Origin of the sequence: Streptomyces sp. NBC_00726 (genome assembly GCF_045161735.1) — a bacterium.
In the GTDB taxonomy this organism is placed as follows: Bacteria; Actinomycetota; Actinomycetes; order Streptomycetales; family Streptomycetaceae; genus Streptomyces.
The window spans coordinates 6,257,593-6,271,636 of sequence record NZ_CP108983.1 but is presented as its reverse complement, the minus strand read 5'-3'; the positions used below and the strand labels follow the sequence as shown (position 1 = coordinate 6,271,636).

At 70.9% G+C, this 14,044-nt stretch carries 13 protein-coding genes; 11 read left to right on the top strand and 2 right to left on the bottom strand.

What is annotated here, in order from left to right; all coding sequences use genetic code 11:
* The first annotated feature begins 22 nt into the window (after positions 1–22).
* The 7 genes from OG338_RS27870 (at position 23) to OG338_RS27840 (ending at position 6,326) form a co-directional block, all read left to right on the top strand.
* Entirely contained in the window at positions 23–475 is a 453-nt protein-coding gene (locus OG338_RS27870) for an ATP-binding protein (protein WP_405939983.1), read from the top strand.
* Entirely contained in the window at positions 472–1,791 is a 1,320-nt protein-coding gene (locus OG338_RS27865) for a UDP-N-acetylglucosamine 1-carboxyvinyltransferase (RefSeq protein ID WP_405940546.1), read from the top strand. Before OG338_RS27870 ends, OG338_RS27865 begins: the two co-directional genes overlap by 4 nt.
* Positions 1,788–3,002, top strand: a complete 1,215-nt coding sequence (locus OG338_RS27860) for a metallophosphoesterase (protein ID WP_405939982.1) — start codon at positions 1,788–1,790, stop codon at positions 3,000–3,002. The genes OG338_RS27865 and OG338_RS27860 overlap by 4 nt, the downstream gene beginning before the upstream one ends.
* Entirely contained in the window at positions 2,999–3,538 is a 540-nt protein-coding gene (gene dcd, locus OG338_RS27855) for a dCTP deaminase (protein WP_405939981.1), read from the top strand. The genes OG338_RS27860 and dcd overlap by 4 nt, the downstream gene beginning before the upstream one ends.
* Complete coding sequence (locus OG338_RS27850) at positions 3,535–4,071, top strand: dCTP deaminase domain-containing protein (protein WP_405939980.1); 537 nt, start codon at positions 3,535–3,537, stop codon at positions 4,069–4,071. The genes dcd and OG338_RS27850 overlap by 4 nt, the downstream gene beginning before the upstream one ends.
* Positions 4,068–5,171 (top strand): glycosyltransferase family 4 protein, encoded by a 1,104-nt coding sequence (locus OG338_RS27845; protein ID WP_405939979.1) that lies wholly within the window; start codon positions 4,068–4,070, stop codon positions 5,169–5,171. Before OG338_RS27850 ends, OG338_RS27845 begins: the two co-directional genes overlap by 4 nt.
* Before the next feature lie 111 nt (positions 5,172–5,282).
* A complete protein-coding gene (locus OG338_RS27840) occupies positions 5,283–6,326 on the top strand; it encodes a serine hydrolase domain-containing protein (protein WP_405939978.1) in 1,044 nt (347 codons plus the stop codon).
* A 264-nt stretch (positions 6,327–6,590) separates the two neighbouring features.
* Here OG338_RS27840 and OG338_RS27835 read toward each other — a convergent pair whose 3' ends face one another.
* Together OG338_RS27835 and OG338_RS27830 are read right to left on the bottom strand one after the other, a co-directional pair.
* Complete coding sequence (locus tag OG338_RS27835; protein WP_405939977.1) at positions 6,591–7,172, bottom strand: TetR/AcrR family transcriptional regulator; 582 nt, start codon at positions 7,170–7,172, stop codon at positions 6,591–6,593.
* Positions 7,173–7,443: 271 nt separating this feature from the next.
* Positions 7,444–8,832 (bottom strand): cellulase family glycosylhydrolase, encoded by a 1,389-nt coding sequence (locus OG338_RS27830; RefSeq protein WP_405939976.1) that lies wholly within the window; start codon positions 8,830–8,832, stop codon positions 7,444–7,446.
* Positions 8,833–9,074: 242 nt separating this feature from the next.
* Here OG338_RS27830 and OG338_RS27825 point away from each other — a divergent pair, with 242 nt between their 5' ends.
* The 4 genes from OG338_RS27825 (at position 9,075) to OG338_RS27810 (ending at position 13,929) form a co-directional block, all read left to right on the top strand.
* Positions 9,075–10,097, top strand: a complete 1,023-nt coding sequence (locus OG338_RS27825) for a LacI family DNA-binding transcriptional regulator (protein WP_405939975.1) — start codon at positions 9,075–9,077, stop codon at positions 10,095–10,097.
* Positions 10,098–10,280: 183 nt separating this feature from the next.
* Positions 10,281–11,375, top strand: a complete 1,095-nt coding sequence (locus OG338_RS27820) for a lytic polysaccharide monooxygenase (protein ID WP_405939974.1) — start codon at positions 10,281–10,283, stop codon at positions 11,373–11,375.
* A 160-nt stretch (positions 11,376–11,535) separates the two neighbouring features.
* Positions 11,536–12,276 carry an MgtC/SapB family protein gene (locus OG338_RS27815; protein WP_405939973.1) on the top strand — a complete coding sequence of 247 codons (741 nt, stop codon included), beginning with the start codon at positions 11,536–11,538 and terminating at the stop codon, positions 12,274–12,276.
* Positions 12,277–12,312: 36 nt separating this feature from the next.
* Positions 12,313–13,929: a PucR family transcriptional regulator gene (locus OG338_RS27810; RefSeq protein ID WP_405939972.1), complete on the top strand. Its 1,617-nt coding sequence runs from the start codon at positions 12,313–12,315 to the stop codon at positions 13,927–13,929.
* Positions 13,930–14,044 lie beyond the last annotated feature (115 nt).

The following is a 14,044-nucleotide window of genomic DNA, read 5'->3' as shown; positions in this document are numbered from 1 at the left end:
AACCGATCCCTGGAGGCCGCTCGTGGAAGCCCACCAGCTCACCTTTACTCTCCCGCCGACGCCGGTTGCCGTGCCCGTGGCGCGGCGCCGGGTGCGGGAGGCCATAGCCGCATGGCCGGCAGTGCTCGCGATGCCGCAAGCCGTCGACACGGTCGAGTTGGTCGTCAGCGAGCTCGTCACGAACGCGGTCCGTTACGCCGGTCACCAGCCGATCGGCGTCAAGGCTCAGCTCTCCGGCGAGGTTGTGCGGGTGGAGGTCAGCGACGCGAGCCACGCTGCACCGAAGCCGACGCTGCCGGACAAGGACAGCGAGGGCGGACGCGGCCTCTTCCTCGTCGGCGTCCTCGCGGACCGCTTCGGTACGACGCCGACAGACTCCGGCAAGTGCTGCTGGGCCGAGATCGAAGCGGCGGTTCCACCTTCCGCCGGGGTGGTATCCGCCTCGGCCCCTCCTACGCAGAGGAGTTGCACGTGAATGCCTGTGCCCCCGCAGTCACATCCGAGGTCATCGCGATCCGGCCCGGACAGCCGCTCACCGGTGCCGTGAGGGTCGACGGTTCAAAGAATGCCGCGCTCCCGCTCGTCGCGGCTGCGGCTGCCCTCCTTCGACCCGTGCGCCTCGACAACGTGCCCGCCAGCTCCGACGTACGGACACTGCTCGACCTGCTGCAGCAGGCGGGCTGGAACACCGCTCACCCGCTCAGTGACGGCCCAACCACCCTGGTGCTCCCTGGCGAGACTACTCTGACGCCCGACGATCTGGGTGAGGCCGCGTCCAGCATCCGTGCTTCCTACTACCTCGTCCCCGCCCTTATCGCCCGGTGCGGCCGGGCCCGGCTCCCCTGGCCCGGCGGGTGCCGGATCGGCGACCGTGGCATGGAACAGCACTTCAAGGTGTACGAAGCCTTCGGCGACCGGATCCGCGTGGATGATCGCGGGTACCTGGTCGAAGTCGGCAAGGCAGTTCGGGGCACGGTGTCGCTGGTCCTGCCGTTCCGCTCACGCGGGGCGACGATCGCCGCGATCCTGCGCGCCGCGGTCGCCGGTACGCCGCTCCGGCTCGGTCAGCCGAATCTCTCCCCGGAGGTCCTCGGCGTACTGAACGCGCTGAAGGCCATCGGCTACGAGTGCCGTGCCGGCGAGCGCGTCCTCACCCTCGTAGCGCCGTCCTCGGTTTTGCAGGACGTACCTGCCTGGAAAGTGCCCGGAGACAAGATCGAGGCCGGGACGCTGGCCTGTGCCGTGGCCGCAACTGGCGGTACCGCCCGGGTCGAGGGTGTCCACGGTCCCGACATAGCACCGCTGATCACTGCGCTGAACCGGGTGGGCATCCCCATCGCCTACGAAGCCGAGGCGCTCGTCGTACACGGCCTGGACATCCAGCCGACCGGTCGGCCGCTCCGGGCCATGGCCTCCCTCGCTCCCAACGGCCTCGACGCCGACTTCGAGCCACCGCTCCTCGGCCTCGCCCTGGGATTCCCCGGCACGCACTTCTTCTCTGACCCGATCAACCCCGGACGCCACAGCAACCTCATCCCTCAGCTCGTCCGCATGGGCGGAGTCATCACCGAACTGTCCACCACCGAATGCCGGTTCACCGGACCGCAGCGCCTGACGGGCGCCGGGGTGGAGGCGACCGACATCCGTACGGGTTCGGCGCTGATGATCGCCGGGCTCACCGCCCGAGGCGTCACCACGCTCGGCAGAGTCGACCAGATCCGCCGCGGCCACGCCGATCTGCCCGGCAAGCTCCTCGCACTCGGCGCCGACATCTGCGAGGTCGCCCCATGACCGCCCCGAGACGCCTCCAGCGCATCATCGCCACCACCGATTTCCACTCGGCGTTCGACGACGCCGCACCGATGCTCGCGCACCTGCACGCCATGAGACACGACAGCCTCATCGTCGACTGCGGGGACTTCTTCGAGGGCACGGGTTACTACCGGCTCGGCCGGGGACGGATCGAACGAGACGTCCTGCTCCGCCTCTACGATGCCATCGTTCCTGGCAATCACGGCTGGAGCCACCACCTCGAACCCGCCCTCCACGACATCAGCGTGTGCGCGAACGTCGTCGGCGACGACACCGGTGAGCCGCTCTTCCACCAGGTCCGCCTGGTGCGCATCGGCACCCGCCGTATCGCCCTCACGGGCGTCATCGGGCCGCAGGCATTCAACGCCATCCCGCCCGACCAACGCGCCGGCCACCGTGTCGTCGAGCCCGTGCGTGCACTGCGCGAGCTGATGCTGGCCCATCACCACAAGGCGGACTCCTGGGTAGTGCTGAGCCACTCCGGGTTCGACGAGGACCTCAAGCTGGCCGCCGCCTGCCCGTTCCTGGACATCGTCTTCGCCGGACACTGCCACAGCGACCGTCCGAAGCCGGTGCCCGTCGGAGACACGCTCGTCCTCAAGGGACGCGAGCTGGCAGCGGGATACGCACTCGCGCAGCCTTTGCACTCCGGCTGGGCGGGTCGACTGGCGGACTTCCCAGCAGCGGGCGGGCTCCCGGACGAGCTCACGCCGGTACGAGAAGCCATCGACACTGTCCGCGAGGAGCTGAGCACACCGCTCGGACCGATCCGGCATCCGTACGAGAACCGCCCTCTCGAACGTCGAGCCCTTCTCCAGGACCTCTGCAACCGCCTCCACAGCGGCCTGGGCGCCGAAGCCGTCGTACTCAACGAAACGGCCCTCCGCGCAGTCCAGCTCGGGACCACGCTCACCACAGGAACGCTCCTCGCCATCGAGCCCTTCAACAACCAGCTCGTCCACGCCCGCGTACCCGAGCCCTTCGCCACAGACCCGGCGGCCCTCCTCTCCCATCTCGCGGAGAGAACCGGCCCGATCGTGTTCGCCCCCGAGCCCCTGCCCGACCGCGTGCCGACCGTACTCACCACCGGCTATCTGGCCGAGACGTACCTCGGAGGCCGTACCCAACAGGCCGGCATCCCCCTCGGCCAAGCCCTGCAGCACACGCTCACCGATGGAGGCTTGCGATGATCCTCACCGGCCCCGAGATCACCCAGGCCGCGACCGACGGCCGCATCCGCATCTCCCCGTTCGAACCGACACAGGTCAACCCGAACAGCTACAACGTCCGCCTCGGCGGGACCCTGCTCACGTACGCCGCAGACACGCTCGACGCCCACCAGCCGAATCCCACCGTGCCGATCGAGATCGGCCCCGACGGCTACGAACTCCAACCCGGCCAGCTCTACCTCGGCCACACCATCGAAGAGGTCGGCTCCAACACGTTCGTGCCGCTGCTCTTCGGCCGGTCCTCGGTAGGCCGCCTCGGCCTGTTCGTCGAGATCACCGCACCCATCGGCGACATCGGCTTCCACGGCCAGTGGACACTCATGCTCTCCCCGATACGACCCCTGCGCGTGTACCCCGGCATGCGGATCGGCCAGATCATGTTCTTCGTGTCCGTCGGCCCGGTGGCGCTCTACTCGGGCAAATACCAGTCCGCTGCCGGCCCCCAGCCCTCCGCGTACTGGCGCGACCTCGCCGCCTTACGGGCGGTGGCATCGTGATCCTCACCGGCCCCGCCATCACTGCCGCCAGAGCCGCCGGCGAGATCACCATCGAGCCGTACGAGCCGCAGAGGGTGTCCCCCAACGCTTACGACTGGAGCCTCGGCGACACCCTGCGCTTCCACGACGGCTCCCTGGACGCAGCCAAGCCGACCGAGTTCCAGGAGGTGCCGATCCCCGCCACCGGCTACGTGCTGCGGCCGGAGGTTCTCTACCTGGGAACGACGTACGAGCGAACCGGCTCGGAGACGTACGCGCAGTTCCTCAACGGCAACCGGACCATCGGCGCACTCGGCATCTGGGTCCACGTCTCCGCTCCCCTCGGACACCAGGGCCACGCCATCCGCTGGACCCTGGAGATCCGCGCCAGCCGGCCGGTCCGGGTCTACCCACGCATGACCTTCGGAAAGCTGGTCTTCCTCCAGGCCCTCGGCGCTGCGGCCAGCTACCAGGACCACGGCCTCAAATACCGGGCAAGCCAGGGCATCGAAACGTCCCGCCTCCACGAGGAAAACCCGGGAGGCCCCGCGTGAACCCCACCATCCTCACGGCCCTCGACCTACCGTTCCCGAGCCCCGGCGGAAGCGTCGAACTCTTCCTGGACCTCTACACCGGCAGCGATCCACTCCTGCCCGCCAGAGCCTTCATGCTCGCGCCGGAGGGCAGGGGGCCGAGGCCGACAGCACCAGCAGGACTGGGTCTGGTGGAGGCGCCGGGCAAGTGCCTGACCGGCTATGCCTTCCAACGCTACGTCGCCACGCTCCAGCGGGCGCTGGTCAGGGCGGTAGATCCGGCAGACGTCGGAATACTGCATCTGCAACACCTCGCATTCGGGGCGACACCAGCGCTGATCCGGGCCTTTCCCGAGCACCCCCGAATCGCCTTGGTGCACGGCACCGACCTGATCTTCGCCGAAGCCCACCGCGACCAGCTCCGGGTCCTGAGAGCGACCGCCCGCGCCGCCGACGCCATCGTCGTGCCCACCAACGCGATGGCAGATCACCTTCTCAAGCTCGCTCCGGAGACCGACCGCCGCAAGATCACCCGTATCTCGTGGGGCATCCCCGCCCACCTCCTCACTCAGCCGCTGACCCAGCCCGTACGCACGACCAAGGGCCACTTCCGCATGCTGTACGCGGGCCGGCTTACCGCTGAGAAGGGCGTGGAGGCGCTGATCCGGAGCGTGGCCCCGCTCAAGGGCATCGAACTGTCGATCGCCGCTCCCAGCTCTCAGTTCCGGGCGCTGGCCCCGCAGCTACAGCAAGCGGGAGTGAGGGCCCGCTATCTCGGCTGGCTCCGCCGCCCCCAGCTGTGGAGTACGTTCGCCGAGCACGACCTACTCGTCATGCCCTCCACGACCCTGGAGGCCATGGGCCTGGTCGCCCTCGAAGCCCAAGCCTGCGGACTCCCCGTCCTCTACCAGCCAGTCCCCGGCCTCAGCGAAGCCCTCGGTGGCTCCGGCATGACTGCCGACTTCACGCGCCCTTCCGTGCTCAGCCGGGATCTGGATCGCTTGCGAAGCGAACCCGGACTCCTCTCGGCCCTCAGACAGGCCGGATACGCCAACGCCGCCCGCTACCCCCTGTCGAAGACCGCCCGAGAACTGGCCAGCCTCGGCCGTCAGCTCACTTGAGACCAGCGGGCCGGGCAACGCGCCCTGCATACCAGCGGCACGCCGCTGTCCGTCCCGCACCCTTCACTTCACTACGCTGGCCGCCGGGATGCCCACACGAAGAGGGAGACCATGCTGTTCCAGACCGACCGCATCGAGAACCTGTTGAGCGAAGGCGTCCGCGACAAGGTCTATCCGGGCGCGGTGTGGGCTGTCGGCGACTCCGGCGGAGTCCAGGCGGCTGGTGCCACCGGGGCTTTGAATCCCGATGAACCCGACGTGAGGATGCGGCTGGACACCGTCTTCGACGCGGCCAGCCTGACCAAGATCCTTGCAGCCTGGGCGTCCATCGGCGCGCTGTGGGAGGACAGCGTCCTCGACCTCGACGCCCCGCTCGGCACCTTCTGGGACGAGGCCGCAGGCCACCCCCTCGGCGCCGTAACAGCGCGCCAGCTCCTGACCCACGCTGCCGGTCTGCCCCTCCGAGCCCAGCTGAAGAGCCTCTACGGCAGTGATCCCGTCGCCATTCGCCGCGGGGTTCTGCGAGAAGCCCTCAATCGACCGCCCGGCGAAGCCGTCGAGTACACCGACCGGGCCGCCCTCATCCTCGGCTACCTCGCCGAACACCTCTCCGGTCAACCGATCGACCAGCTGGCCGAGAAAAGGACTTGGCGCCCACTCGGCATGAGCTCCACCCGGTACGGTCCCCTGCCCGCCGACCTCGCGGCCAACTGCGCTCCCACCGAACTCGACCAGGACACCGACACCCACCTCAAGGGCGTCGCCCACGACTTCTCCGCCCGGCTCCTGGGCGGCGTCTGCGGCATCGCCGGCGCCTTCACCGTCCTCGACGACCTGGCCGTCTTCCTGCGCTACATGCTCGACCACACCACAGCCCCCGCCGAGGCCGGCTTCGGCGCCGAGTGGAGCGCCCACTCCCTCACCGTGCAGACCGGCGGCCTCCAACCGGAGCGCGGCCTGTTCTGGCACCCGGCGCCCGGCACGACCGACGAGCAGGATGTCTGGGTCCACTACGGCTTCACCGGGACCGGCATGTGGATCTCCCCCGCTCAGGACCGCTGGGCGGTCCTGCTGACCAACAAGCTCTACTTCACCCGCGACCGCCAACCGCTGACCGACATCCGCAACGTGTTCCGCGAGCTGGCGTTCGTCTGACGAAAGACGTCCAGGGAATGCGACTTCCAGGAAGTTCTGAGGTCGGGTCCAGTCTCGGAACGCGGTCGATCGCGTCGCCAGAGGGGCATGGATGGCGTCGCTGATGTCCATCAACAGCCCTCGGAGTTGACGAACCAGCACCCGCGCGGCACACACAGCAGTAACGCCTTCGAAGACCACCGCAGGGTAGAGCCTGCATTCTGTGATCTTGGGTGCCCCGATGGGTATGGCCCGGCTGGGAAGTCAGGATGCGGCAAGAAACGGCTACGCCCCGCCGGTCGCCCGCGCCCAGTCCGTCAGCAGGAAGTGCAGCCCCTCCACCGCGCGTTCCCAGGACTTCTGCACGGGCCGCGGCGCCTCGAAGCCGCCCTCGGCCTCCAGGGCGGTGAAGCCGTGGAAGGTGCTGCGCAGCAGGCGTACCGCGTCCGTGAGGTCGGGTTCGGTCAGGCCGTACGCGCGGAGCATCGCGGAGGTGGTGCGGAGGGTGCGGTGGTACGCGGGTGCCTCGGCGACGATCGCGGGGTCGACGCGGTACTGCGTGGCCGCGTACCGGCCGGGGTGCTCCAGCGCGAAGGTGCGGTACGCGTCGGCGAACGCGACCAGCGCGTCCTTTCCGGCCCGGCCGGCCACCGCCGCCTCGATGCGGTCGATGAACTCCTCGGCGGCCAGCAGCGCGACGCGGGTGCGCAGGTCCCCCAGGTTCTTGACGTGGGAGTAGAGGCTCGCGTCCTTGACGCCGAAGCCCCGGGCCAGCGCGGAGATGGTGACCTTGTCGAAGCCGGCCGAGTCCGCCAGATCGGCCGCAGCCGCCACGACCCGCTCGGTCGTGAGCCCCGCGCGAACCATCCCCGCTCCCGCCCTTCCTAGGACCCTTAGCTTTGCGGCCGAATATACACAGAAGCCCGCGGTGGCCACGGAGAGCCGTGGTCACCGCGGGCTTCTGGACCGTGCCGACAGCGGGGAGTGGGTCGGCACGGGGGTCGAGATCGCTCGGGAGAGCGCTCTCCCATGACGGTCCCAGTGTCTCGCCGCTATCGACGGAGTGTCAAGGTTCGGCCGGTGGACACGCGGATGCGGGGGCCCGGCCGCCGCCGGAGCCCCCGCACCTCATCACGGATCAGCCGGTGGGGAAGTTGTCCGGGGTGCTGATCCGGGACTTGAGCAGCGCGCCCGACTCGGTCAGCACGCCACTGCTGCTGTAGTCGCCGCCGTCGCAGGTGCCGGGCTTGAAGGCGGCACTGCTCTCATCGGCGTCCGAGTAGGTCCAGTTCGCGTAGCTGATCTTCAGCTGGTCGAGCAGGTCCAGCCAGGCGGTGGTGCTCGACCGGTCCAGCGCGCCGCCACCGGTGGCGCTCACCGTGCCGAACTCCGTCACGAAGAGCGGGAGTCGCGAAGCGGCCCGGCTCACCGTCGCGCGGTAGTTGTCCTTGTGGCTGGCGGCGTAGAAGTGGAACGCGTACATGATGTTGGTGGCGTTGACGGGGCTGTTGACGACCTCGCCCTCGTCGGAGCCGTCCGAGACGCCGAGCGAGGACCAGCCGCGCGTGCCGACGATGACGACCGCGTCCGGGTCGGCGGCCCGGATGACCGGGATGACCTGCTCGGCGTAGTTCTTGATGCCCGCCCAGCTCACCCCGTTGGGCTCGTTGGCGATCTCGTAGATGACGTTCTTCTTCGAGGCGTTACGGGCGGCGACGGACGCGAAGAAGGTCTTGGCGCGCTCCGTGTTGTAGTTCGGGTCGCCCGGCGTGAGGGTGTGGAAGTCGATCAGGGCGTACATGCCACGGGCCTCAGCCATGTCGACCAGGCTGTTGACCTTGCCGGTGAAGCCCGCCGGGTCGGTCTCGTAGCCGTCCTCCTGCACATACATGGCGGTGCGCAGCAGGTCCGCCTTCCAGTCGTTCGCCAGCGCGTCCAGCGACGCGTTGTTGTAGCACTGGCTGAACCACTGGAGGCCGTGCGTGCTCATGCCGCGCAGCTGGATCGGGCGGTCGTACTGGTTGCACAGGTTCACACCGCACACATGGAGCTGACCGTTGACCTCCACCGGCGTGCCGTCTCCCGTGACCGGCGGCGGGTCGTCGTCATCGCCCCCGCCGCCACCGACGGTCCCCGTACAGGCGACGCCGTTGAGGCTGAAGCCCGTGGGTGCCGGGTTGGCACCCGAGAAGGAGCCGACGAAGCCCAGGTCGGCCGTGGCCCCGGTGGCCAGGGAGCCGTTCCAGTCGACGCCGGCCGCGGTGACCGTGGAGCCGGACTGGGACCAGGTGGCGTTCCAGCCCTGGACCACCTGCTGGCCCGGGCCCAGGGTGAACTTGAGCTGCCAGCCACTGACGGCGTCACCCAGGTTGGTGACCTTCACCCCGCCCTGGAAGCCGCCCTCCCACTGGCTGGCGACCGTGTACTCCACCTTGCATCCGGTGGCGGCCGCCGCGGGAGGGCCGGCCAGGACCGTCAGGCCCGTGGCCGTGGCACCGGCCGCCAGTAGAGCCAAGAAGCGTTTCACAGCGATTTCTCCTCGTTCGAAGGGGAACAACTGAGGAACAACTGGATGGGAGCGCTCCCAGAACCCATCGGCCCGAGACCGTACACGCCCCGGGTGCCCGCGCATAGCCATTCGACGCTGTCATGCACAAATAAAATTGGGAGCGCTCCCAGAAAGGTGCTCCGATCGCGCCGCCAATTGATCCGACTCCATCGGCCACTCACCCTCCGGGCCGTAGGATCGGTGGCTCTTGGGGGTGGTCCATGCTGAACAGGGGTTCCGGCACGCCGACGCTGGAAGAGGTGGCGGCGCTCGCCGGGGTGGGCCGGGGCACGGTCTCCCGAGTCATCAACAACGCGGCGGGCGTCCGGGAGTCCACCCGCCGCGCCGTGCAGCGCGCCATCGACGAACTGGGTTACGTGCCGAATCTGGCCGCCCGCTCCCTGGCCGGACAGCGCGCGGGCGCCGTCGCCCTGGTGATGACCAAGACGGACTGGCGGCTGTTCGGGGAGCCGTTCTTCTCGGAGATCGTGCGCGCGGTCGGGGACGCCCTGGACGAGCAGGGCGTGCAGCTGCTGCTCACCCTCGTCCGGACGGACAGCGAACGGCAGCGGCTCCTGGAGTACGTGCGCGGCGGCCGGGTCGACGGGGTGCTGCTCATGTCGGTGAGCGCCGAGGACCGGCTGCCGGACATGCTCGCGGACGCCGGGGTGCCCACGGTACTGCTCGGCCGGCGCTCCGGGGACGAGCGGGTCACCTATGTGGACGCCGACAACGTCGGCGGCGCGCGGGACGCGGTCGGCCATCTGGTGCGCGGCGGGCGCAGGACCATCGCCGCGATCGCCGGTCCGCCCGAGATGTACGTCGCCCAGTGCCGGCTGCGCGGCTACCGGGAGGCCCTGCGCGAGGCGGGCTGCGCCGAGCCGCCGTCCCTGGTCGCGCAGGGCGACTTCACCGAGGCCAGCGGGCGGCGCGCGATGGACCGGCTGATCGAGCGGCATCCGGAGGTCGACGCGGTGTTCGCCGCGTCCGACAGCATGGCGGCCGGGGCGCTGGCGGCGCTGCACGCGGCGGGGCTGCGAGTGCCGGAGGACGTGGCGGTGGTGGGCTTCGACGACTTCGAGCTGGCCGAGCAGACCGACCCGCCGCTGACCACGGTCCAGCAGCCGATGGAGGAGATCGGCCGGGCGATGGTGCGGCTGCTGCTGGAGGAGATGAGCCGGCCGAAGGTCGCGTGGCACCACGTGATCCTGCGTACACGGCTGATGGTGCGTCAATCGAGTTGATCCGCAAGGTGCCTGGCGGCCAGATGGGCGCGCGCACCGGCTGCGGCCCGTTTCGGCCGATGCCGTCCATGGGGTTGTCAGGGACACGACTACTGCCCTACAGTCCGCTACCAACGAAAACATGGGAGCGCTCCCACATCTACGCACCCTCACATTCCCTTCGCACCCGCAGAAGGAGACACCATGGCACGACGAAGAACACGACTCGCCTCCCTGGCGGCGGTGCTGGCGACACTGCTCGGCGGTATCGCCTTCACCCTGCTCGGCCAGGGCAGCGCGCAGGCCCACGGTGTCACCATGGCACCGGGCTCGCGCACCTACCTCTGCTGGCTGGACGCCAAGACGAGCACCGGCTCGCTGGACCCGACCAACCCCGCGTGCAAGGCCGCGCTCGCGGAGAGCGGCGCGAGCTCCCTGTACAACTGGTTCGCCGTGCTGGACTCCAACGCGGGCGGCCGGGGCCAGGGTTACGTCCCGGACGGCACGCTGTGCAGCGCCGGTGACCGTTCCCCGTACGACTTCACCGGCTACAACGCGCCGCGCGGCGACTGGCCCCGTACGCACCTCACCTCGGGCGCCACGATCGAGGTGGACCACAGCAACTGGGCCGCGCACCCGGGTGAGTTCCGGGTGTACATGTCCAAGCCGGGGTACTCCCCCACGACCGAACTGGGCTGGGACGACCTCGATCTGATCCAGACCGTGTCCAACCCGCCCCAGGTGGGATCGCCGGGCACCGACGGCGGTCACTACTACTGGGACCTGACCCTGCCCTCGGGCCGCTCGGGTGACGCGGTCATGTTCATCCAGTGGGTGCGCTCGGACAGCCAGGAGAACTTCTTCTCCTGCTCCGACATCGTCTTCGACGGTGGAAACGGCGAGGTCACCGGCATCCGCGGTTCGGGCAGCACCCCCGACCCGGACCCGACCGACCCGACCCCGGACCCGACCGACCCCACCGACCCGCACACCGGGTGCATGGCCGTCTACAACGTGACCAACTCCTGGAGCGGCGGTTTCCAGGGCTCCGTCGAGGTCATGAACCACAACACGACGGCGCTCGACGGCTGGGCCGTGCAGTGGACGCCCGGCACGGGCACCACGGTCAGCAGTGTGTGGAGCGGGGTGCTGAGCACCGGGTCGGACGGCACGCTGACGGTGACGAACGCCGACTACAACCGGTCGATCCCGCCGGACGGCAGCGTCACGTTCGGCTTCACGGCCACTTCGACGGGCAATGACTTCCCCGTCGGCTCGATCGGCTGCGTCAGCCCGTAACCCCTGACGCGGACGGCGGCGGTTCCGGGCGACACGGGAGCCGCCGCCCTCGTGTCGCGGCCTCGGCCCGCGTCCGCCCGCCGCTTGCCGCCGGGGCCCGATCGGCCGGGTACGGTGGACTCTGTCCGATCATGTTCCGCCGGACGGGCACGGAGGCTGCGTGGCACTCGACATCAACGAACCGTTCGGTCAGAACTGGACGCACGCGGCGCAGTTCGGCATCGCGTTCGTCCTGTCGTGCGCGATCGGGATCGAGCGCGAGATCCGCCAGAAGGCGGCCGGGCTGCGCACCTATACGATCGTCGGGCTCGGGGCCGCGCTGTTCACGCTGGTCAGCAAGTTCGGTTTCTCCGACGTCGTGGTGACCGGCCAGGTGGAGCTGGACCCGTCGCGGGTCGCGGCCCAGATCGTGTCCGGGCTCGGTTTCATCGGCGGCGGCGTCATCTTCGTCCACCGGGGCTCGGTGCGCGGCCTCACCACGGCGGCCTCCATCTGGCTCACCGCCGCCGTGGGCTGCGCGGCCGGCGCCGGGCTGCCCGTGCTGGCGGCGCTGGCCACCCTCGCGTACTTCCTGGTGTCCTACGGGGTACGCCCCCTCGCCCACCGGCTCCCCTCCCTGCGCAACGCGTCGATCGGCTACCGCATCACGTACACCGAGGGCGTCGGAGCGCTGCGCGAGCTGGTCAACCACTGTACGGAGACCGGGTTCGCCGTCTCCGAGCTGACCACGCTCTCCGGCTCCGGCCGCTACCGGCGCCGGCGCGCGCAGCCGGACGCCGAGGGGACCGTGGAGATCGCGCTGAGCGTGCAGGGGCGCGGCGACCCCGATGCGCTGACGGCACGGCTCGCGGGCACGGCCGGGGTCCTGGCGTGCAGCCGGAACGACCTCAACGACGAGTGAGCCCAGCGCCCCGGGGTGCTCGTATGCTCGGCTGCCATGACGAGCCGTGCCGCCCTCCCGCCGGAGCCCGCCGTCGCGCTGCGCGAAGTCCTCGCCTTCGACGACGGGGGAAGCCTGCGGCTGCTGCTCGCCCCGTCCGGCCGTGACGTCGGGGTGCGCGGCGTCGCCGTGGGCGACGAGGGCCCGGCCCGGTCGCTGGACGGCTGCCTGGTCCTGGTCACCGGGGCGCCCGCCTCGTCCCCCGAAGCCGCCGCCCCGGTCCGCGAGGCCGCGCGCCGGGGCGCCTCCGGTGTGGTACTGCGCGCCGTGGAGGGGGTGGCCGCCGCGCCGCAGGTGCTCGCCGCCGCCGAGGAGGCGGGGGTGGCCCTGCTCACCCGCGCGGAGTGGGCCGACTGGACGGACGCCGCCGCACTGCTGCGTTCCGCGCTGGCCTGCGCCCGGGCGGGCGCGGACGACGGGGCGGCCGGACAGCCGGCGCCCGGGGGCCCGGAGAGCCTGAGCGCGCTCGCGGCGGCCGTCGCCGCGTACACCGGCGGCTCGATCACCATCGAGGACACCCGCCTGCGGGTGCTGGCCCACTCCGCCACCGGCCCCGACGCCGATGTGCTGCGCCGGTCCACCATCCTGGGTGGCCGGGTCCCGGAGTGGCGGGTCGCGGAGCTGCGGCGCAGCGGGCTGCTGCGGACGCTGTGGACGTCCCGGGACGTGATCCATCGCGCGGCCGACGCCGAGGGACCGGAGCGCCTGATCATCGCGGTCCGCAGCGGCCCGGAGGTGCTGGGCTCGATCTGGGTGGCCGGTGACGGGCGGCCGCTGCGCCCGGACGCGCCGGACGCGCTGCGCCGGGCCGCCGAGGTCGCGGCTCCGCTGCTGGTGCGGCACCGGCTGCGCGAGAGCGGCGCCGCCCGCCGCAGCGAACTCGCCCTGCGCGGACTGCTGTACGGGGACGGGGACGCCCGCACGCATGCCTGGTCGCTCGGCCTCTCCCCCGACGCCGCCTGCGCGGTCGTGGTCGCCGAACCCCTGGCCGCCGCGCCCGCCCCGGGCGACCGCACGCTCGATGTGGCCGCGCTCCAGGCGGCGACGTACCGCCCGTCCGTGCGGGTGCTGCGCGACGGCGACCGGCTGCTGGTGCTGCTGTCCGTGGACGCCGGGCCGGACCGGGGCGCGGCGGCGCTGGCCCGGGAGCTGGCGGGCCAGGCGCAGGACGCCGGGGTGCTGGCGGGGGCCGGTCCGGTGGCGGCCGGGGCGGCCGGGGTGCGGGATTCGTGCGAGGAGGCCCTGCTCGTCGTACGGGTGCTGCGCGAGCGGGCGGCGGCGGGGAGCGGGCAGCGGTCGGCGGACGCGGCGGGCGTGGGCCCCTCGCTGGACGTCGCCCGGATTCTGGACGCCGCCCGGCCGGTCTGGGAGGCGGGGCGGGGGCCGGTGCACGAGCTCGTACGGACGGATCTGGCGGCGGGCGGTGAGCTGGTCCGGTCGCTGGCGGCCTATCTCGACGCGTCGGGCGACGTGGCGCGGGCCGCGGAGCGCCTGGTCGTCCACCCGAACACGCTGCGCTACCGGCTGCGGCGCGCCCGGGAGCGGTTCGGGGTGGACCTGGACGACCCCGACACCCGGCTGCTGGTCACGCTCGCCGTCCGGCTCAGCGGGTAGGTTGCGGTCTGTCCGCAGGGCTGGGGGTGCCCATTGACCGTTGGCCGGCCGGACAAGGAAGCGCACTGTTCTTGGCCGCCCGGACAGAGACCTGGGGGCACTCATCACCGACGCT